We start from the raw sequence: 20,919 nt of genomic DNA on the forward strand, positions 1-20,919 counted from the left end.
TTTATATAGTTTTATTGTATCAAATATTAACACTAAAATCTTTATTAAAAACAACACATTTATAAGTTTATTTATGTTAACGTACGCAAAAAAATTATATATAAATTACTTATTATTGGACTTTTATGATTAAATTGATTTTATTAGGAATTCTTTCTGGTGCTTTTTTTAGTACAACTTTTGTTTTTAACGATGTTATGAGTGTTTCAGGTGGACATTGGTTATGGTCTGCATTCCTTAGATACTTTTTCGTAATTATTTTTCTAATAATTATTTTAATCTTACAAGGTGGAATAAAACGACTAAAAGATGTATGCAAACTATTTATGGAAAACTACTGGTTTTGGACTATAAGTGGAACAATAGGATATGGATTTTTCTATGCTTTACTTTGTTTTAGTGCTGATTATTCACCAGGATGGGTAATTGCTGCAACTTGGCAATTTACAATGTTTTCAGGGCTTTTTGTTTTTATGATGTTTGGAAAAAAATTTCCTAAAAAAATTTGGATTTTTTCATTTATAATCTTTGTTGGTGTTTGTTTAGTAAACCTTTCACATATGGAAAACTTTGATTTAAAAGCTTTATTACTTGGTGGACTTCCTGTTTTAATTGCCTCATTTTTTTATCCAATGGGAAATCAATTGGTTTGGGAAGCAAAAAATGGAGATCATAAAAATGTACCAAAAATAACTTCAAAACTATTATCAAATGCCTTTAATAAAGTGTTTTTAATGTCAATTGGTTCTGTGCCATTTTGGATTATTTTATTAATCATTATCAATCCACCCGCACCTAGTGATTCCCAAATAATCACAACTGCATTAATAGCATTTTTTTCAGGAATTCTAGCAACTCCAATATTCTTATATGCAAGAAACTTAGCAAAAGATTCAAATGAAATAGCAGCAGTTGATTCAACACAAGCAAGTGAAGTTGGTTTTTCACTTATTGGTGGAATGATATTTTTGGGAAATGCTTCTTTAAATCTTTATTCAATTCTAGGTATTGCCCTTATAATGGGTGGATTACTTTTATTTACTAAATATCAAAATGCTTAAATTAACTATTATATAAATATCGCTCTATTAAAGGAACGGATATTTATATAATTTAAAGACTAAAGTTAATACTCTTATTTTTGTTTTAACAAAACTATTGTAGCAAATGTTGAAATTATAATTCCTACAAAAATACCAAAAGATATACTTTGTTTATCAAAAATAAAAGACAATATAGCAACCATTGCAGGACTTAGATAAACATAAGCCATAAGTTTTTTAGAACCCAAAACTATCGAACCTTTTTGATATAAAAACAAAGTAAAAACAGTTGTAACAATAGAGATATATAACATCAAATAAAATAAATTTCCGTCAATTTTTTCCCATTCTAAAGGAATATCTAAAACTTGCATAGTTAAAAACATCCAAATACATCCACCAACAAGTGTACAAAAAACCAATACTAATAAAATGTCATCTTTTTTATATAAAAATTTCAAGAATATAGAATATAAAGCCATGGAAATCGAGCCTAATAAAAAGATAATATCTCCTTGATTTAATGAAAAATTTAAAAATAATTCAATATTTGCTTTAAAAATAACAATCGTAGTACCCAACATTGCAATAAAATAAATAAAAAGCTGAGTTAAACTAATCTTCTCTTTAAAGAAAAAAATACATAAAATGGCCGTCATTAATGGCACTAAAGTATATAAAGTACTTGTATTTAAAACAGTTGTACTTTCTAAAGCCTTAAACATTCCTATAAAATACAAAGAGTAAAAAAGACTTATTATCATTCCTCTTCCAAAAGTTGAAGAGATTCTTTTTCTGTATTCTTGTTTTATAAATATTGGCATTAAAACAAGAGCCGCTATAAAAAATCTGTACATAGTAATGGAGATAGGATCAATAATTCCTGAAAGTTTCCCTGAAACAAGAAAGGAACTTGCAATCAATGCGGTTGCTAATAAAATATATAAATGGGCTTTTATTGTTTCACTCAAAATTAATCCTTTAAAAAAATTAAAGAATAATACAAAAATTAAATTCTAAAGTCATTTACATATGTTGATTAAACTTTTGTTTATCATTTTTTTAAGAACTTTTGTATAAAATTTATACAATATAGAATTACCTATACTGTTTAGATTAGAATTGAAACAGTTATAGTGTAATCGCTAAAATAATTATTTTAATGGGTCTATTAATTTACTTAGAATTATAAGTATTCTTGGTATTATTGGATTAAAAATCTCTACTTCTTAAATACAAAAAGGCTTCTCTTGATTAAAAATATTCTATTCTTTCTTATTCCTTTAATCATTTATATTACTTTAGCAAATTTTATAATAGATGAAAAAAATGTAATTTTAATAACCTTACTTATAACAGTTATTATTTTTTGGGCAACTTCAATAATACCTGCTTATCAAACATCACTAATTTTTTTATTTACATGTTTGATATTTTCATTGAGTAGCAAAGATATAATTTTTTCAGGATTTTCATCTTCTGCTTTTTGGCTTGTATTTGCAGGAATGTTAATAGCAAGTGCGATAAAAAATGTGAATTTAAGTGAAAGATTTTCCAGTTTATTTACAAATATAAAAAATCCTAGTTATTTAAATATTTTGATTTCTATAAATATTTTTTCTTTGTTATTTAGTTTTATTATGCCCTCAAGTTTAGGAAGAATAATACTTTTACTTCCAATTGCAGCTATCATTGCCAAAAATTTTGGTTTTAAACAAAATGATAATGGTTATATTGGAATAATGTTAGCATTTATTTTTTCAACGGTAATTCCAGCATTTACAATTTTACCTGCAAATGTTCCAAACATGATATTAAGTGGATTAACTTTTGAAATTTATGGTTTTGAGCTTTTATATTCACACTATTTAGTTGTTAACTTTTTTGTTTTAGGTTTTATAAAAAATATAATTATTATTGCCATGATTTATTTTATGTACAATGATACTATAAAACCCTCAGTATTAAAAAGTGAAAAGAATCTTTTATCAAAGGATGAAAAAATAGTTATATTCACTACATTAATGATGTTACTTTTTTGGACTACAGATTTTATTCATGGTATTTCTTCTAGTGTTATAGCTATTGTTGGTGTTTTATTTTTAGCAAATCCAGTTATAAATATCATAAAAAATAAAGATATAAACAGTATAGATTTTTCTTCTTTACTCTTAATTGCCTCAATTATTAGTCTTGGAAATATTGTTGCAACAAATGATTATATAAAAGATATTCTAACTAAAACTATTGATCTTTTTGAACCTACAAGTTATGAAATATTAAATCAAATAATTATTAGTTTATTTATGTCATTTACTGGTATTTTTATTACTCAACCATCAATTCCCGCAATTTTTACACCAATGGCTGAACATATAAGTTTAATAAGTAATTTTAGTTTAAATGAGGTAATAATGATGGAAGTAACAGCATTTTCTACTGTATTTATACCATTCCAATCTACACCAATATTAATTGGTTTAGCATTGGCAAATATCAAACAAATTACAGCTATTAAATTTTTATTGATACTTGCAATTATTACTATAATTTTTTTATTTCCATTACAATATTTTTGGATGCAACTTGTAAAAAATATAATTTAAACATTTCAAATTTTATTTTGAAATGTTTTTTATATACTCAACATAATTCTTTGCAGATTCTTCAAGTTTTTCATCACTAATAACAAATGTTTCATAAGTTACAAAAGGATTTTGATAATCCATTTTTATATAATTTGCAGTTCCAACAAAAGGAGTTAAAAACTCTTCAACTGAGTGTTTATTACTTCCTGTTGAGCTATATTGTGCTGTTCCACTTCCTGTACTTACAGCAATAACAAACTTTTTACCTTCAAGTTTGTAGTTTTCTCCATAAGCAAAATTATAAGTAAAAACTACATCTAACCACTCTTTTAAAAGTGCTGGAGAACTTAACCAATACATTGGAAATTGGAAAATAATTACATCATTTTGTAAAAGTAATTCTTGTTCTTTTTGTACATCTATTTTAAAATCTGGATATTTTGCATATAAATTGTTTATTGTTATATTCTCTTCTTTTTCAGCTGTTTGACTTAAAAATTTATTTACTCTTGACTCATCTATATTTGGATGAACTAGGTTGATTAATACTTTCTTCATTTTTTATCCTTTTATATATTTTCAAAATCTTATCCATTTATGACATTTTTGTCAAGTAGTGATAAAAATGTCATAATTGATATTTTAGTCATTATTAGATAAAATACTTCAAAGGATAAATAATGATAAAACTAAATGGAAAACAATACGAATGTCCAAGTAAAATACCTATGGATTTAGTTGATGATAAATGGAAATTTTTAATACTTTGGAATTTATCTACAAAACCATTACGAATTAGTGAATTATCAGAAAAAATTCCCGACACTTCACAAAGAACTTTAAGCAGAAAACTAAAAGCTTTAGAAGAAGTATCTTTGGTACAAAGAGTTGTTTTTCCAGAAGTTCCACCAAAAGTTGAATATTCACTAACAATTCATGGGGAAAGACTTCTTGAAATATTTACAATAATGGCTAAATGGGGAGAACAATATGCTAAAGATATGGATGCGATAATAGAATAACTTTATTTATTTAACTTTTTTCTAATTCGGCTTAATTGAGTTGGAGTTATGCCTAAATGATTTGCAATATGATGCTTGGCTATTCTATTTTCGATATTTGGATTATTTTTTATAAAATTCTCATATCTTATTGTTGCATCATCAAGGATTAGGGAAATTTCATTTTTTTCTTTTATTATTACCCAGTTTTTTTCTAGATAATTTATATAAAAAGTTTTAAATTCATTATATTTATCTATCAACTCTTTATACTTTTCAAAATCTATATAAATAAGCGTACAATCCTCCAAAGCTTCGATATTTAGATATGAATCTTCTTTTGTAAGAAGGGAAACCTTTGAAGCTGAAAAATAATTCTCACTAAAAAGATTTTTAGTATAAATCTCACCATTCTCACCTAAATAATAAGTTCGTAAAATCCCTTTACAAATAAAATAGATATATTTTGCTTTTGAATAATTATCAAGTAAAATCTCACCTTTTTTTACCTCTTTTAAAAAAGTTATATTTTTTAACTTTTCAAAATTTTCATCATCAAAATCATAATATTGTTTACATACATTTCTAAACTGTTCATAATACAACTCTTTCATAAAATCAATCTTCCATACCAATTCTTAGAAATCCAGTAAATGCTGCATTATCAAAACTCAAAGTTTTATCTACATTTTTTTTCATCTCATTTAAGATTTTTTTGTAAGAATCATAAAACTCAAAACTAGGAGTTGGTTTATAAATTAAATCTTTTATTTCAAAATATTTGATTACATTTTTTGTGGTTGTGGGTTTTATAAAATACTCTTTTTGTCTATCGTTATAATATAAAACTACAGATATTATCGTCCATTTTGCAAGATTATATTGACTTAAATATTCAACTAAGCCCTCAAAACCATCTTTTTGATTTCCATGTAGAAGTTCATATAATTCGATGCTCAACATATCTTTTTCATAAGAAGTCAAACCTGCTAACATATCACGAAACTTTAATTTATCAAACAATGAAACCAAAACAGATTTTTGAATGATTTTGAAAAAAGCATCCACAACTAAGTTTGGATTAGAAAAATTCTCTTTTTTTAAATTTTTTTTTGTGAATTCTTCAAGTTTTGAGGGGTTAAATTTTTTCATAGTTGGGAAAAATTTTGCATCTTCAAAACCTGTTGGATAAAAAGTTAAAAACTCCACTTCCATATCTTTTAGTTTTTCTAAATTCATATTAACTCTTTTTAAATGACATTATATAAGAAGATAAAATATCTATCACATCTACGTAATCTTGGATATTTTGAGTAGCTTTTGCAGACAAAATTGCACCTTCAATAGTTGAAGCAATATAAAGTGCAAGTTTTCTTGTATCACACTGTTGCATCTCATTTTTTTGTATTGAAATATCTAAAATATCTTTTATATTTTTTCTAAATGATTGATAAATCTCTTCCATTAAAACTTTGAAATCTTCATCAATATTTGACATCTCTTGCACAATATTTGCAATAGGACAACCTTTGTTAAAATCCCTTTGGCTTGTATCTTTTAAGCCATTTATAAAAGCTTCTAAATAGCCTGATTCTAAGGCTAATATTAAAGAGTATCTTTGCACAAATCGTTCGTAAATTTTCTCTTTTATACAAACTAATGCCATATCTTTTTTGTTTTCAAAAAAATGGTACATTGAGCCTTTGTGTACTTTTGCATTTTTTAATATTGTTGTTAAGGATGCGCCTTGATAGCCATTTGCGTAAATTTCACTAAAGGCTGAATCTATTAAATTTTTTCTTGTATTATTTTCCATTTTGAATTATAACATTTTAAACTTGACAAATCGGTCAAGTTTTATTAAAATTAGACTTGACCAATTTGTCAACAATAAAAAAGGAAATAAAATGCCAATTATAAAAACATACGAAACAAATGAAGCAAGTGGTGAATTACTTGAAATTTATAATGAAATCATCAAACTAAGAGGTGAAGTTGGAAACAATGCCAAACTATTTAGTTCAAGTCCTGAGCTTTTAAAACAGCAATTAGATTTTATAAAATATTACTCAACGCACCCTACTTTATCAATGGCACTACTTGCTAGTATTAGAATTTGTGTATCAAGTAAAGAAGAGTGTAATTTTTGTATCGATTTTAATACAGCAATGTTGGTAAACCATGCAAAATGGAGTATTGAAGAAGTACAATCTATGAAAAAAGATTTAGATAGTTCAAAACTAACTCAAAAAGAGAATGCCCTTTTAAAATTTGTAATCAACTCTATGAAAAATCCCCACAAAGTAAATGAAAATGATATGGATGAATTAAGAAAGTTAGATTGGCAAGACAAAGATATAATAGATGCTCTAAATCACGGAGCTAGAATGTTAGCAACTGATATAATATTTAACACTTTTAAAATAGAAGATTATAAGGCTTAAAAATTTTAAGAAGTTTTGAAATTCAAAACTTCTTATTTAATTAAATTAAGATTTTTTAACAAACTCTTGTTTTAATTTAATAGCTCCAACACCTGTAACTTTACAGTCGATATTGTGACCATCATTTCCTTCAACAAGTCTAATACCTTTGATTTTAGTACCAACTTTAATTCCAGATGAACTTCCTTTTACTTTTAAATCTTTTATAACAGTTACATCATCTCCATCTTGTAAAATAGTACCATTTGCATCTTTTACTACTAATGTATCGCTACTTTCAGAAGATGATACATCCTGTGACCATTCATGGGCACACTCAGGACAGATGTATAAATTTCCATCTTCGTAAGTATATTCGCTTCCACATTTTGGGCAGTTTGGTAATTGACTCATTATTTTCCTTTTAAACTTTAGATTTTGGCATTATACAATAAGTATACTTTCTTATAATTTAGGGTGATTTTTTGCAAAATCTATTGCATTTTGAACTGCTTTTTTAGCTTGTGGACTATTTTTCCAACAAGAACTTCCCAAAATATCTGAAACAATATCTGTTATCTCTTCCACACTACTTTTTGCCAAATCTTCTAAAGAGTTAATACCAATCTGTTCAAATCGTTTAACAACCGTTTCACCTACATATTTTACTTTTAAAAGTTCTTCTTTTTGCTCTTTTGAAAATCCCATGATAATCCCTATAATCAAAAAATCACAACTGGTTTTATCAAATCTTTTGGTTTATCTTTCATTAAAAGTAAAGCCTCTTCTATATGTTCTTTTCCATTAAATCTATGAGTAATAAGTTTTTCTGGATTTATTCTATTTGTTTGTATCAAAGAAGCTAATTTTTCCATTCTAAGTCTTCCCCCTGGCATTAACCCACCAACAATTGTTTTATGAGCCATTCCATTTCCCCATTCAACTCTTGGAATTTTAATAAATTCACCCTCTCCTAAATAGTTTACATTTCCTATTCTTCCACCTGGTTTTACAATTTTAACAGCTTGGATAAAAGTATCAGAATTTCCACCAGCAATTATCACTTTATCAACACCTTTTCCTTGTGTTTTTTCCATGATTTGTTCAACAATATCGCCTTCATGATAATTGATAATATCAGTCGCTCCAAACTCTTTGGCTACTTCTATACATTTTGGACGTGAACCAATAGCAAATAATCTTGATGCACCTCTACTAACTGCACCTGCTACTGCCATTAGTCCAACTGGCCCAATACCTATTACACAAACCGTATCACCAAATTGAACATCAGCAAGCTCCGCACCATGAAAACCAGTAGGTACCATATCACACAACATAACAGCTTCAATAGGATCAACTCCCTCAGGAATAAGAGCTAGATTTCCATCAGCATCATTTACATGGAAATATTCAGCAAATACTCCATCTTTAAAGTTTGAAAATTTCCAACCAGCCAACATTCCGCCTGAATGCATAGAATATCCTCGTTGAGCTTCTAAACTATTCCAATCAGGAGTAATTGCAGGAACAATAACCTTATCACCTACTTTGAAATCTTTTACAAGTGAGCCAATTTCTACAACTTCCCCAACAGCCTCATGTCCTAAAATCATATCATGCCTATCGCCTAAAGCACCAGCCCAAACAGTATGAATATCAGATGAACAAGGGGAAACAGCTATAGGTTTAACTATTGCATCCATTACCCCGCAAGTTGGTTTTTCTTTTTCAATCCAAGCTACTTGCCCAATTTTCAACATTGCAAAACCTTTCATAACCATTCTCCCTTACATTAAAATTTATTATTAAATATATCTTAAAGATTATTAGTTTAAGATTATTTGATTATTTTTATTACTTAGTGTCCAAACTTTTAACTTAAGATTTTCAATAAAAGTTTTATCATGACTTACAACAATCAAAGCTTTGTCATACTCAAGCAAAGCTTTTTCAATAGCTTCAATAGAATCTATATCCATGTGATTTGTAGGTTCATCAAGTATAATCAAACTAATATTTTCCAATAATGCTTTTGCAATAAAAAGTTTTCTTAGTTCCCCAGGACTTGCAAAGATATGTTCTAAAAGATTCTTTGGATTTGAAGACATTCTTCTTATAAGAGTAAAAAGCAAACCTTTTTTTTCGTTATCTAAAGAATCTATTTCTTCATATAATTTTTTGATTTGAATTTCTTCAATCTCTTGGGGAAGATATAAGTAGTTATTATTTAAACCAATTTTTAAAATAAGATATTTTACAAAACTACTTTTTCCAACGCCATTATCCCCAACAATTGCTATTTTATCATTTGAATTTATAGATAAATTTGGATAATACAAAGTTTTTTCTTGTGATAATTTCAAACTTCCCTCTTCTAAATAAAAAGAGAATAAATCCTTTTTTGAAATATTATTTTCTATTTTTATTCCTTTTTTAAACTCTTTATCTAGTTCATTTCTTTTTAGTTTTTGTTCCTCGTATTTTTTAGAAAAAGTTGTGACAAGTTTTGAATCATTTTTATCTTTTCCTGTAAGTTTGGCAAGATTTATTTTTTCTTTTGAATCTTTGTCATTTTTATCTATATTTTTTTTGGACAATCTACTTTTTGATATTGATACTTTTTCTTTTTGATTTTGAATATTTTTTTGAAGTTTTTTTAATTCTTTGTTAATATTTTCATTCTCTTTTATCAAAAAATCTCTATGTTGATTAAACTCTTTTATAGCATTGTCATAATTGCTTTTATATATGTGAATATTTTGATTTCTCATTATCACTGTATTTGTGCATAAAGTATTTAATATTTCCCTGTCGTGGCTTACTAAAATACCAATACCTCTAAAACTTTTCAAAGCTTCTAGTACAATATTTTTTGAAGTATAATCCAAATAATTTGTTGGCTCATCCAATAATAAAACATCCACTTCTTGGTATAAAGCTATAGCAATTTGAATTCTTTTTTTCTCTCCATAACTTAAACTCTGCCATCTATAAAACCACTCATCTTGGATATGAAGTAACTCTTTTAATCTGAAAGTTTTACTATTAAAAGTATAAATAAACTCTTCAAAACCTTCTGGAGTTTCAGTCAAACTTTGTTGGCAATAATAAACCAAATCATTGCCAACTATACTTCCAAATTCAAGCTTCATTTTTTTAGCAATAAGTTTTAAAAGTGTTGTTTTACCTGAACCATTATTTCCAACAATACAACTCCAAGAAAGTGGTTCAAAAGTAAGATTTAGATTTGAGAAAATATTTGTGTGTGAATACTTAAATGTAAGATTATTTATTTGTAAATATTGCATGGATTTCCTTGATTTATTAGTAAATGAGTATCAAGGATAATTGTATTTTTTAGATTTTATCCTTGAATTAGAGTGAAGTGTTCATTGTTTTTTTCCTTTTTTGATTTTGATTTTTTATTATAATTATAAATACAAAGTTTCATCCGTATTTTAGATAAAACTTTGTAACAATCTATTTTACTTTATAGAAATATATATTTCTATTTCATCATCTTTTGAATATTTTTCAAAATCAAAATTGTATACTCTTTCATATTCACACTCTTTTGAAGCAAAATAGTTCCAAACTTCATGCCAAGTTTCTATTACAACTTTTGGAAATTCACCTTTTTTTGAAAATACTAAATATCTATCTTTTTCTATAGTAATTGCATTCTTAAATTTTGTAACTTCAACGCCAATTGTATAATCATAATCAGAATTTACATCTTTTTCATATTTGTTGTAAACTCCAAACATAGCCAAATTTCTTGACTTGTTGAATGTTTTACTTTCAATATTTTCATCTACATATCTTTGCCAAAGTTGCGGTATCTGTTCTGTTGTTTCATCTAATTCTATTTTGTTGTTAGTTCTTGTTGTGATTCCCGCAACATAAAATTTTTCTAAATATTTTACTTTCATCTTTTCACTTTATTAGTTAATTTTGGAACGTATAGTACTATAATATTTTTTCATAGAGATTTAGAAAAATCTTTTTATATATGAAACAACTATCTCTTTTTCTTCTTTATATACTTCATGTTCAGCAAAAGGGATATTTAAAATTGAGCACTCACTTAATTTACTTTGAAGAACTTCAAAACTATTTAATGAAGTTAAAAAATCATTATCTCCTCTTATTAAAAGTGTTTTTGCACTAATATTTTTTACATTTTCATTTGGATAGCCACTACTTGACTCATCTATCCACATTTTAATCAATTCTTTTGATAATAATTCAAAATTTGCTTCTGAGTTTAGTTTTTGATATAAATCATACTCTTTAGAAAAAATATTTTTCATTTCTTCAACTGTTAATGATTTATATATATCTTTTTGTTGTTCATCAAGATTCCAAGAAGAAGCTATTGAAACGAGTTTTTCAACTTTTATTTTATTTGAAGAAGCCATTCTTAAACCAACAATACCGCCATCACTAAAACCTATAATCGAAACTTTTTTTATATTTAAATAATCTAAAATAGCATATATATCATTTTCTATAAGTTCATACGATAATTTATTTTTTCCTAATGTAGAAGCTCCATGTCCTCTACTGTCAATGCCAATAATTCTATAATCGTTTATAAAATCTTTTGCTATTTCACCTAAATCTTCAATAGTTCCTAATCCACCATGTAAAAATAGAAGAATATCTTTACTTTTATCACCTAACTCTTCATAGTAAATTTTTGCTGTATCAATTTGTAAATAAGTATTATTTTTATGAGTAAACATAACTGTATCCTTTTTTTTAAAAATGTTATCATAGAAAAATAAAAAACAAAATAATTATTACAAATTGTAATGTTTTTATATTATTTCTTCAAATATTTTTTCACAAATTTCCAAATCATATTTAACATTTATAACTCATAGGCTGATAGTTTAAACCTAAATATTCACTTTGTTCACCACTTATTTTAAATCCAAAAGATTCATATGTTTTTATTGAAAAAAGCGAAGCATTTACGCTCATATTTGAAACATCAAAATGCTCGTTTATGTATTGCCAAAGTTTTTTTGCAATGCCTTTTTTATGATATTTTTCATCAACAAAAAGATGAAAAAGATGATTTTTATTTTTGATTGTTATAAATCCCACAATTTTATTTTCGATTACATAAATAAAATACTCGTATTCATCACTTAAAATTCTTTCTTTAAAGCTCTCTTCTAAAAGTTCATCTTCAAACCATTTTGGTACTTCTTTTTCAAAGATATAACTTGTTAATTCATTTGTTATTTGGCTTAATCTTAGAGCATCAAAAGTTTTTGCTTTTCCTATAAAATGGCTAACATTTGGAAAAATATTTATCATTTCATCATAAGTTTTATTTTTTTTCAAAGCTTCAATTACAACATCTAAAGGTTTAGAATAAATATTTGGCAAATCAAACTCATCTTTTTCTAGTTTGAAAGCAAGTTCTTCAAAAGGTGGATTAAACTGGGCATTTACGCCCTCTTTATTTCCTCTTGCATCTATTTTATACCAACCATAATTTTTCAAATAAATTGCATTTAAACCATGTAAACAATAAATATCTTTTTTATATTCACTACAAGATAATCTTTGATAACAAAACCCAGCAGGAATACCATTTGCTCTTAAAAGTGCAGCTAAAAGATGAGATTTTGCATAACACCAACCAGTTTTATATTTTAATACATCGCTAGCTTTACAAGTTGTAATTTCATCTTTGAAATCACCACTATGATTGATATTATCTCTTACATAAGTAAAACAATTTTTTGCTATTTCTTCATCTGTTTTACAATCTTTTGATAACTCAAAAGCAAGATTAAAAACTTCTTCATTTTTAAAATCTATAATTTCTGTTTCTTCTAAATAGTTTTTCATTTTAACTTTTCAAACTCTTTCATCTCTGCATTTATAAAACTATCAATCATACTTCTATAAACATTTTCCACAACTTCTTCATTTGCACCAGTTGATTTTGCTAAATCTTTTACTTTATTGATAACTTCTTCCACTCTTTTTGGTGCTTTTACAGCATCGCTATCTTTTTTGAACTTTGCTGCTTGTTTTACAAATTCACCTCTTTGGGCTATTAGTTTTACTATTTGTTCATCAATGTTATTTATATTATTTCTAACTTCATCTATTGAATTACATTCAATCATTTTCTATTTTCCTCTATTTTATAGAAACGTAAATCTCTATCTCATCTTCTTTTGCATATTTTTCAAAATCTATTTCAAAAGCTCTTTCATATTCGCTATTTTTTTCAAAATAATCCCAAATTTCTTCCCATAATTCAACTACAACCATTGGAAGTTCCCCTTGTTTTGTGAAAACTAAATATTTTTTATCTTCAATTACTATGGCATTTTTTGGTTTTGTAACTTCAACTCCAACAGTTACTTTGTAGTTTCCGCTTGCATCTGACTCGTAGTTGCTATAAACTCCATACATAAAATCACTGTTTGCTTTATCGAAAGTTTTTTTATAAACATCATTTGCAAAATATTCTTCCCAAAGTTGTGCTATTTTGCCATTTTCTTCACTCATTTCAAATTCATTGTTTGTAACTACACTGATACCTGAAATCATTAGTTTTTTTACTCTTGTAACTTTCATTTTTACTCTTTATTTTGTAGATTTTATTAATTTTAAGATTATATTAAACATTTGCTAGTAGTATCTTAAAAAACGTAAATGTTAGGAAAAAATATGAATATTATTGATTTTGAAAATATAAATGTAGGATATGACGAAAAAATTATATTAAAAGATATAACTCTAAAAATAAAAGAAAAAGAACACTGGGCAATACTTGGAGCAAATGGAAGTGGGAAATCAACTTTGATGAAACTAATCCAATCAGAAATCCATCCAAGAAGAACAAATGAATTTAAAAAAGAGATTTTAGGAAAAGCAACTTACTCTATTTCTGATTTAAAAAAACAATTAGGAATCATCACAAATGATTTACACAACTATATTGCAACTCAAGGTTATTTTCTAAGTGGATATATCGTTGTTTTAAGTGGTCACTATAGCTCTCTTGGAGTTTTTAAACATCAAGATTTTACAGAAGCTCAACACGAAAAAGCAAGAGAGACTATGAAGTATTTGGAGATTGAACATCTAGCAGATAAATATGTTCAAGAAATGTCAACGGGGGAGCTGAGAAAATGTATAGTTGCAAGGGCATTAATCCACGACCCAAAAGCTTTCATCCTTGATGAACCGACTGTTGGACTTGATATAAAAGCGCAAATAAATTTTATTAAAATGATTCAAAAGCTATCAAAAAATTGCTCAATAATCCTTGTAACGCATCACTTAGAAGAGATTTTTGAAGAGATACAAAATGTGGCTTTGATTTATGATAATACAATCTATAAAAGCGGGAAAAAAGAGGATATTTTAACAAGTGAAAATCTATCAGAAATATTTGATACAAATGTACATATCAATATGAAAAATAATAGATATTATGTGGAAGAGATTTTCTAATTTATTAAGAAAATTTAATGTTGAAAAAAAATTATTTTAGGATTTAATTGTGTCAGATTTACAAAATGAACTTATAGGATTTGTTATTGTTGCAATAGTTGTAATTGCTTTGGCTTTTTTAACTCAAAAATTACAAAATAGAAATTAGATGACAAAGTATGATTTAAGTATTTAATTAAGTCATTCACCTGATTTTTAATAAGGAGATTTGAAATTATATATATTCTATTGTAATAATTATTAAAAATCGAAATATATAAACTTCTCAGATTCTTCACTTGAACTACCAAGTACAATAGCAATTATCCAAATCATAAGTAAAAATAAGAAGAGATATTTTTTGTTAATTTGGTTTGTTATTTTTTCCACACGACTAAATTGATCAAAATAATGACTCATAAAAAATATAGTTATTAAAATAATAGGAAAAATATACTCTTTTAAGGCAAATATATTAAAAGTACTCCAATTTATTGCTTGAGCACACACATCCATAGCATTCGATAAGTCAGTTGATCTAAATAGAATAGTTGAAAAAACCCACCAATGAAAAGTTAGAAAAATTTTTAATGCTGTAGGAAAAGGAATTTTAATTCTTTTTATTCGTAATAAATTTGTAATTGCGACAAGAAGACCATTCAAAAATCCCCAAAGTATAAAATTCCAACTTGCACCATGCCAAAAACCACAAACAGTCATAGTAAAGAGCGCCGCAAAAAAGTGTAACTGTATGTTTGTTTTTCTACCTGCAATTGGGAAATATATATAATCTCTAAACCAAGTTGAAAGAGTGATATGCCACTTTCTCCATATATCAGGTACAGTTGTAGCTAAATAAGGGCGATCAAAATTAATAGGTAATTTAATTCCAAAAAAAAGCGCAAGACCAATAGCCATATCACTATATCCACTAAAATCACAATATATTTGAACGCTAAATCCATATATAGCTATCAACCATTCATGATATAAAGCAGTTGTGGGACTAGCATACACAGAATCAACATAAGGAGCAAGTTGGTCTGCAAATATTAATTTCTTAGCTAACCCAATAGTGAAAATTGTTATAGCTAATATACGCATTTTATTTGTAACTATTGGAAGATTTTTTAGTTGAGGGATGAGTTCACTTGGTCTTAAAATAGGTCCAGCTATTAATTGTGGGAAAAATAGAATATATCCTAGTAATATATTAAAATTTTTTTCTATAGGATATCTTTTCTTTGAAACATCTATTATATAAGATATCAATGTAAAAGTTATAAAAGAAATACCTAAAGGTAAAGATAAATTTACGGTATTCGTATTAAAAATAAAATTAAAATATTTAAAATATATTAAAGGAACTGAAACAAGAAATATAGATAGGAAGAGTGTTATTCTATTGATATATGGACTTGAAGCATTAATATAAAAAGCGCAAATGTAAGCCAATAACGTAAGTACTACAGGGAAAAGACTATAATAATAATTCCAATATCCATAAAAAAAAAGACTAAATAAAACTATGATAGTAAGCTTGAATTTTTTTGGTGCTAAAAACCAAGCTAATAGATAAACTATAAAAAAATAAAAAAAATCTAAAGAACTAAATAACACCTATATACTCAATTATTAAGATTATTGTTTATTAAATAGGGATAAATAGCATCAGCCATAATTTCATGCGCTTTCTTATTAGGATGAGGGTCTGTTTTCATCACCCACAGCTCTGAAGACTTATATTTATTCTCAAAAGAATCTAATAAATCTATATATGTAAAGTTTCTTTCTATTGCAATTTCTTTCATTATATTGTGAATGTTTTTAAATTTATAATTAGTAATATCATGAATATCAGGTGTCATTACAAAATAAATATTAATATTATTCTTTTTTGCGTAATTACTAAGTTTATCTAAAGAATTTAACATTAAATTAAAACCTTTACTATCTTTTTCATATAGATTATTGTAATAATCTTCAATTGAAAAACTTTTATAATTTATTCGATTTATCAAATCCCAAAGTGTAACAGCTAATTCACTATTTCGTAAAAACCAATTCCCTGAGTTAGCTTTTAATATTTCAACATCATTTAAAAAATAATGAATAACTATATCAGTAGGATGTAATATTTCTAATTTAGTAAAAAATAGTTCAGTATACCGACTAGTGTTATAGTTACCTATACCTGCGTTCAAAACTTCTACATTTTCGCCAAGTTTTTCATCTAGAAGAGAAGTCATGGTTTCTTCTTCTTTCACTCCCCATCCTAATGTTGCAGAGCTCCCTAGAAAAAGTATTCTTCTTTTATTTTCACTTTTTTCATTTATATCTGGACCTCTAAGACCGAAATTATTAGTTCTTATTACTACAGATTGCAAAGTTGCCTGAGCAGAATTTTTATGCTCATGCCCTAATTCTAGATTATTACTATTAACTTTTAGTTCTTTTGCATATTTCCACATCTCGATGTTATAATTTTTCATATCAGAATTTTTAATTCTTAAAATTCCTTCAATTCCAAGAAGCATAAGTATTAAAGTAAAAATAAAAATAATTGAATTAACTAAAACATATTTCATTATTTGTTTCCTTTAGAAAGTATATTATCGAGTCTTTTTTTAAGTTCTGTAGCATAGATCAGATTTCCTTGATATGTATAATGAGAAAAATCACTATAACATTCTGATTTATCATTGAAAATATCTGATAAATCTATAAATTTAATATTAGGATATTCCTTCATATTTTTAATAATTAAAGAATACAGCTCTTTCATATATACAATTTCTTCTGATTTCTTTAAATCTTTTGTAGTTAAATTTTTTAAGATAGGTGTTCCAACAGACGCAATAGGTGGCAAAATTGCAATAAATTGATCATTCCTAGAAACAGCCAAACTATTTGCAATATTCCAAGTTTTTATTATTTGATTAACTATGAAGGCAATTTTTTCTTTATCCATTTCAAAATTTATATCTTCATTTTCTTTTTTTGAGAATTTTGGGTTAATCTTTGATATAAATTCATTTAAAGGATTTATCAAATAACTAAATGTTAAAGGGGAATTTAATTTTATACTTTCGTCTATATTTTTTGCATAGCTTGTACGTAATTTTAATTCTTTTTGAGTATTCATTAAGAATGCATCCATTGGTCCATCATTAAATAAAATAATATTTTTTCTAGAATCATCGTAGTCAACATATAAATTTATAAGTTTTTCTAACGATTGTCTTACTGAGTATCCGATATCAGCATAATTTAGAGAGTACATATTATATTTTGTTGTGAATATAGATGGAATAGTTTTTTCATTGGTTACACCATACCCCCATATTGTTGATGAGCCAAAAAAAAGATATTTTGGAGCATTTTTATCATCATTTGTAGGTAAACTTGTAAATCTATTTCCATCTTCTTGTATGGTAATAATTTTGCCATTAAAAGGGATAGGCTCTTTAACTACAAAATCTCGATATCTATATTGAACATTCCTATATTCTTTTAAAAATTCTTGTGAAATATTTTTATTCTCTTTCGATTGAGGTAAAATGATTTTTATAAGTTGATATGTTTGAAAAGTTAATATAGGAATAAAAAATATACAACCAATGATAGTAAAAAAAATAACTAGATTTATAAAAAGTATTTTTAAAGATTCTTTCATAAATTAATCTTCTAGTGCAAAGTTTTTTTGATTTAATATTGTTTTCACCTGTTGCTTATTTTTTTGTAAATAAAAATTATTAATAACTAAAATATCCATGTCTGTACTAATAAAACATTCAAAAGCGTCCCTAGGTGTACAAACTATAGGTTCTCCTCTTACATTAAAAGAAGTATTCACCAATATTGGGCAACCAGTTAAATCGTTAAATGCACTAATTAAAGAGTGATATTTATGATTTGTTTCTTTGTGTACAGTTTGGAGTCTTGCACTGTTATCAATGTGTGTTACTGCAGGAATCTCAGATCTAACAATTTTTAGTTTGTTTAAACCTTCTATTTTTTTTTCATCTTGAGAGATTTTTTTTAATTTATTTTCATTAACATTTGCTACAAAAAGCATATAAGGGCTAGAATCATCAAAATCAAACCATTCTTGTACATTTTCACTTAAAATTGATGGAGCAAAAGGACGAAAACTTTCTCTATTTTTTATTTGTAAATTTAATCTTGATTGTATTTCAGGCATTAATGGATTTGCTAATATTGATCTATTGCCCAATGCTCTAGGTCCAAATTCCATTTTACCTTGAAACCATCCCACTGCTTTTCCATTTAATAAATCTTTTGCCACTTTTTGTATTAAATCTTTTTCTTCAAATATTTCATAAATTGCATTTAAAGGAGAGATTTCAGTTTCTATCTGCTTATCTGAAAAAGAAGGTCCCAAATAGGAACCTTTCATTGAGTCACCTTTTGTATATACGCGAGGATTCTTTAATTCAATATGCCAAGCTGCTAATGCCGCACCTATTGCTCCACCAGAGTCACCAGCAGCAGGTTGTATCCATATATTCTTAAATCTTTTATCTTTAAAAATTTTACCATTTGCCACACAATTTAATGCAACTCCACCAGCTAAACAAAGATTTTCAATCTTGTATGTATCTGCTAAATGACGAGTTATCTTTAACATAATAGTTTCAGTAACAGATTGAATAGAAGCTGCAATATCCATATAAAATTGAGTCAATTCTTCATCTGGTTTTCGAGTAGGCATAGAAAATAATTTACAAAAATTATTGTTTATCATTTTTAAATCTGTAGCATAACTAAAATATTTTTGATTTAATTTAAATGAGCCATCATCTTTCAAATCAATTAAATTATTTAATATTATATCTTCATATGCAGGTTTACCATAAGGTGCAAGACCCATTAGTTTATATTCTCCACTGTTAACTTTAAATCCACAATAATATGTAAATGCGGAGTATAATAATCCCAAAGAATGTGGAAAATGAATCTCTTTGACTACATTTATGTTCGATTCTTTGCCAATAGCAATAGTACTAGTTACCCATTCTCCTACTCCATCAACAACCAAAACTATTGCTTCTTTAAAATTTGATGGATAAAAAGCACTTGCTGCATGACTAAAATGATGTTCACTAAATAAAAGTTTTTTTTCATTAAAATTACTGTCTAATAACTTAAGTTCAGAAACTATATTTCTTTTTAGGAATAATTTTTCTTTTAGCCATAAAGGCATAGATACTATAAACGACAAAAGTCCTCTTGGTACAAAAGATAAATAAGTTTCTAAAAGTCTTTCAAATTTAAGAAATGGCTTATCATAAAATACAATATAATCAATTTCAGAAATAGTTATATTTGAATCTCTTAATATATATTTAATTGAGTTTATAGGGAAAGAAGAGTCATTCTTTTTTCTTGTGAATCGTTCTTCTTGTACCGCTGAAATAATTTCACCATTTTTAATTAATGCTGCTGCACTATCATGATAATATGCAGAAATACCTAATATATAACTCATATTAAAATAATGTATATACAAAAGGTGATATTACAGTTCCTTGAGAAAAAACAATAATAGAAGACATTAAAAGCATTATTATAATAATTGGTAATAACCAAAATTTTTTTCTTATTTTTAAAAAAAGCCATATTTCTTTAATAAAACTAATCATAATTAAAATTGATACCTCATTGATTGAATTTCGTCATTTCTAATAATCCAGTAAGATTCTTTTTCTTTTTCAAATTTTTTATTAAGTAAATCTTTTCCAATTAGCTTTAAAAAAAAACCAATTGGAAAAAATAAAGTAAAAAAAATTATACTCATTATTATTGGTGGAATTATTTTTTCTAAAATTTTACCTATAAACATCCACGCTAAAAAAATAGGTGTAAATAACTTTGAGAAAAACATATTCATCAAAAATATGACAAAAGGTACAATAATGAATATTATATTTATTTTTTCACTTTTTAGCACAGGTAAAAAAGCAAAAATTAAAAAAATAAAACACATTAAATATATGAATTGATTTTGTAATGAGTTTTTCAAATTATTATCCTTTTTTATATTAGTTCACTAAATTATTTATATTTTTTTTGCATTATACCAAATTTTCTGATTTTTTAACATTAACAAAAATATACAGTTTTAAATCATTTAAAAATAAAAGGTGAGCTTTTAAATTATTTATTTGTAGCTTCTATACTTCCTCAAAAAATATAAGCGATTAGAAAGTATTAAACTCCAATTCTCAAATAGATATTGAGCATTTTTGATATCCATACAGAGTAACATAAGATACTCTACTAAATTCAATAGTTGCTACAAATGCTGAAAATTATCTTTTGGAAATTCAACCAATCTCCTTGCATTTGACAAGCTACATCCGTT

Annotated in this window: 25 protein-coding genes; 5 read left to right on the forward strand and 20 right to left on the reverse strand. The window is 26.1% G+C overall.

What is annotated here, in order from left to right; all coding sequences use genetic code 11:
* Positions 1–125: 125 nt before the first annotated feature.
* Positions 126–1,061: a DMT family transporter gene (locus tag AVENP_RS08970; protein WP_128358101.1), complete on the forward strand. Its 936-nt coding sequence runs from the start codon at positions 126–128 to the stop codon at positions 1,059–1,061.
* A gap of 74 nt (positions 1,062–1,135) precedes the next feature.
* Here the strand turns inward: AVENP_RS08970 and AVENP_RS08975 are convergent, their stop codons facing one another.
* Complete coding sequence (locus AVENP_RS08975; RefSeq protein ID WP_128358100.1) at positions 1,136–2,014, reverse strand: DMT family transporter; 879 nt, start codon at positions 2,012–2,014, stop codon at positions 1,136–1,138.
* A 279-nt stretch (positions 2,015–2,293) separates the two neighbouring features.
* On the opposite strand from AVENP_RS08975, the gene AVENP_RS08980 reads away from it, so the two are divergent.
* Positions 2,294–3,649: an SLC13 family permease gene (locus AVENP_RS08980; RefSeq protein WP_128358099.1), complete on the forward strand. Its 1,356-nt coding sequence runs from the start codon at positions 2,294–2,296 to the stop codon at positions 3,647–3,649.
* A gap of 12 nt (positions 3,650–3,661) precedes the next feature.
* Here AVENP_RS08980 and AVENP_RS08985 read toward each other — a convergent pair whose 3' ends face one another.
* The gene (locus AVENP_RS08985; protein WP_128358098.1) at positions 3,662–4,189 is read right to left on the reverse strand and encodes an NAD(P)H-dependent oxidoreductase; all 528 of its coding nucleotides are present in this window, start codon (positions 4,187–4,189) and stop codon (positions 3,662–3,664) included.
* 122 nt (positions 4,190–4,311) lie between these two features.
* Between AVENP_RS08985 and AVENP_RS08990 the strand changes: the two genes are divergently transcribed.
* A complete protein-coding gene (locus AVENP_RS08990; RefSeq protein WP_128358097.1) occupies positions 4,312–4,653 on the forward strand; it encodes a winged helix-turn-helix transcriptional regulator in 342 nt (113 codons plus the stop codon).
* 2 nt (positions 4,654–4,655) lie between these two features.
* On the opposite strand, the gene AVENP_RS08995 is transcribed toward AVENP_RS08990, so the two are convergent.
* The 3 genes from AVENP_RS08995 to AVENP_RS09005 are packed head-to-tail and all read right to left on the reverse strand — an operon-like array spanning position 4,656 to position 6,448.
* Positions 4,656–5,246, reverse strand: coding sequence for a Crp/Fnr family transcriptional regulator (locus tag AVENP_RS08995; RefSeq protein ID WP_128358096.1), 591 nt, complete (start codon positions 5,244–5,246; stop codon positions 4,656–4,658).
* Positions 5,247–5,250: 4 nt separating this feature from the next.
* On the reverse strand, positions 5,251–5,871 hold the full coding sequence (locus AVENP_RS09000) for a hypothetical protein (protein ID WP_128358095.1): 621 nt from the start codon (positions 5,869–5,871) through the stop codon (positions 5,251–5,253).
* Position 5,872: 1 nt separating this feature from the next.
* Positions 5,873–6,448 (reverse strand): TetR/AcrR family transcriptional regulator, encoded by a 576-nt coding sequence (locus AVENP_RS09005; RefSeq protein WP_128358094.1) that lies wholly within the window; start codon positions 6,446–6,448, stop codon positions 5,873–5,875.
* A 91-nt stretch (positions 6,449–6,539) separates the two neighbouring features.
* On the opposite strand from AVENP_RS09005, the gene AVENP_RS09010 reads away from it, so the two are divergent.
* Entirely contained in the window at positions 6,540–7,076 is a 537-nt protein-coding gene (locus tag AVENP_RS09010) for a carboxymuconolactone decarboxylase family protein (protein ID WP_128358093.1), read from the forward strand.
* A gap of 45 nt (positions 7,077–7,121) precedes the next feature.
* On the opposite strand, the gene AVENP_RS09015 is transcribed toward AVENP_RS09010, so the two are convergent.
* The 9 genes from AVENP_RS09015 to AVENP_RS09055 all read right to left on the reverse strand — a co-directional run bounded on the left by AVENP_RS09015 (position 7,122) and on the right by AVENP_RS09055 (position 13,670).
* Entirely contained in the window at positions 7,122–7,469 is a 348-nt protein-coding gene (locus tag AVENP_RS09015; protein ID WP_128358092.1) for a zinc ribbon domain-containing protein YjdM, read from the reverse strand.
* Between the two features lie 51 nt (positions 7,470–7,520).
* Positions 7,521–7,763, reverse strand: coding sequence for a helix-hairpin-helix domain-containing protein (locus AVENP_RS09020; protein ID WP_128358091.1), 243 nt, complete (start codon positions 7,761–7,763; stop codon positions 7,521–7,523).
* A gap of 14 nt (positions 7,764–7,777) precedes the next feature.
* On the reverse strand, positions 7,778–8,833 hold the full coding sequence (locus AVENP_RS09025) for an NAD(P)-dependent alcohol dehydrogenase (protein WP_128358090.1): 1,056 nt from the start codon (positions 8,831–8,833) through the stop codon (positions 7,778–7,780).
* Positions 8,834–8,884: 51 nt separating this feature from the next.
* Entirely contained in the window at positions 8,885–10,366 is a 1,482-nt protein-coding gene (locus tag AVENP_RS09030) for an ATP-binding cassette domain-containing protein (RefSeq protein WP_128358089.1), read from the reverse strand.
* Positions 10,367–10,543: 177 nt separating this feature from the next.
* The gene (locus tag AVENP_RS09035) at positions 10,544–10,990 is read right to left on the reverse strand and encodes a GyrI-like domain-containing protein (RefSeq protein ID WP_128358088.1); all 447 of its coding nucleotides are present in this window, start codon (positions 10,988–10,990) and stop codon (positions 10,544–10,546) included.
* Between the two features lie 60 nt (positions 10,991–11,050).
* On the reverse strand, positions 11,051–11,806 hold the full coding sequence (locus AVENP_RS09040; RefSeq protein WP_128358087.1) for an alpha/beta fold hydrolase: 756 nt from the start codon (positions 11,804–11,806) through the stop codon (positions 11,051–11,053).
* A gap of 121 nt (positions 11,807–11,927) precedes the next feature.
* Complete coding sequence (locus AVENP_RS09045) at positions 11,928–12,929, reverse strand: GNAT family N-acetyltransferase (RefSeq protein ID WP_172664267.1); 1,002 nt, start codon at positions 12,927–12,929, stop codon at positions 11,928–11,930.
* The gene (locus AVENP_RS09050) at positions 12,926–13,213 is read right to left on the reverse strand and encodes a chorismate mutase (protein ID WP_128358086.1); all 288 of its coding nucleotides are present in this window, start codon (positions 13,211–13,213) and stop codon (positions 12,926–12,928) included. The genes AVENP_RS09045 and AVENP_RS09050 overlap by 4 nt, the downstream gene beginning before the upstream one ends.
* Positions 13,214–13,226: 13 nt before the next feature.
* Positions 13,227–13,670, reverse strand: coding sequence for a GyrI-like domain-containing protein (locus AVENP_RS09055; protein WP_128358085.1), 444 nt, complete (start codon positions 13,668–13,670; stop codon positions 13,227–13,229).
* 93 nt (positions 13,671–13,763) lie between these two features.
* Between AVENP_RS09055 and AVENP_RS09060 the strand changes: the two genes are divergently transcribed.
* A complete protein-coding gene (locus AVENP_RS09060; RefSeq protein ID WP_128358084.1) occupies positions 13,764–14,552 on the forward strand; it encodes an ABC transporter ATP-binding protein in 789 nt (262 codons plus the stop codon).
* A gap of 240 nt (positions 14,553–14,792) precedes the next feature.
* On the opposite strand, the gene AVENP_RS09065 is transcribed toward AVENP_RS09060, so the two are convergent.
* The 6 genes from AVENP_RS09065 to AVENP_RS09085 all read right to left on the reverse strand — a co-directional run bounded on the left by AVENP_RS09065 (position 14,793) and on the right by AVENP_RS09085 (position 20,577).
* Complete coding sequence (locus AVENP_RS09065) at positions 14,793–15,803, reverse strand: MBOAT family O-acyltransferase (RefSeq protein ID WP_346726418.1); 1,011 nt, start codon at positions 15,801–15,803, stop codon at positions 14,793–14,795.
* A gap of 356 nt (positions 15,804–16,159) precedes the next feature.
* A complete protein-coding gene (locus AVENP_RS09070; RefSeq protein WP_128358082.1) occupies positions 16,160–17,119 on the reverse strand; it encodes an SGNH/GDSL hydrolase family protein in 960 nt (319 codons plus the stop codon).
* Positions 17,119–18,207 carry an SGNH/GDSL hydrolase family protein gene (locus AVENP_RS09075; protein ID WP_128358081.1) on the reverse strand — a complete coding sequence of 363 codons (1,089 nt, stop codon included), beginning with the start codon at positions 18,205–18,207 and terminating at the stop codon, positions 17,119–17,121. The genes AVENP_RS09070 and AVENP_RS09075 overlap by 1 nt, the downstream gene beginning before the upstream one ends.
* Before the next feature lie 3 nt (positions 18,208–18,210).
* Positions 18,211–20,043 carry a carbamoyltransferase family protein gene (locus AVENP_RS09080; protein WP_128358080.1) on the reverse strand — a complete coding sequence of 611 codons (1,833 nt, stop codon included), beginning with the start codon at positions 20,041–20,043 and terminating at the stop codon, positions 18,211–18,213.
* A 1-nt stretch (position 20,044) separates the two neighbouring features.
* The gene (locus AVENP_RS15900; protein ID WP_228201843.1) at positions 20,045–20,197 is read right to left on the reverse strand and encodes a DUF5989 family protein; all 153 of its coding nucleotides are present in this window, start codon (positions 20,195–20,197) and stop codon (positions 20,045–20,047) included.
* 2 nt (positions 20,198–20,199) lie between these two features.
* Complete coding sequence (locus tag AVENP_RS09085; RefSeq protein ID WP_128358079.1) at positions 20,200–20,577, reverse strand: hypothetical protein; 378 nt, start codon at positions 20,575–20,577, stop codon at positions 20,200–20,202.
* Positions 20,578–20,919 lie beyond the last annotated feature (342 nt).

The sequence above is a fragment of the Arcobacter venerupis genome, from assembly GCF_013201665.1.
GTDB lineage: Bacteria > Campylobacterota > Campylobacteria > Campylobacterales > Arcobacteraceae > Aliarcobacter > Aliarcobacter venerupis.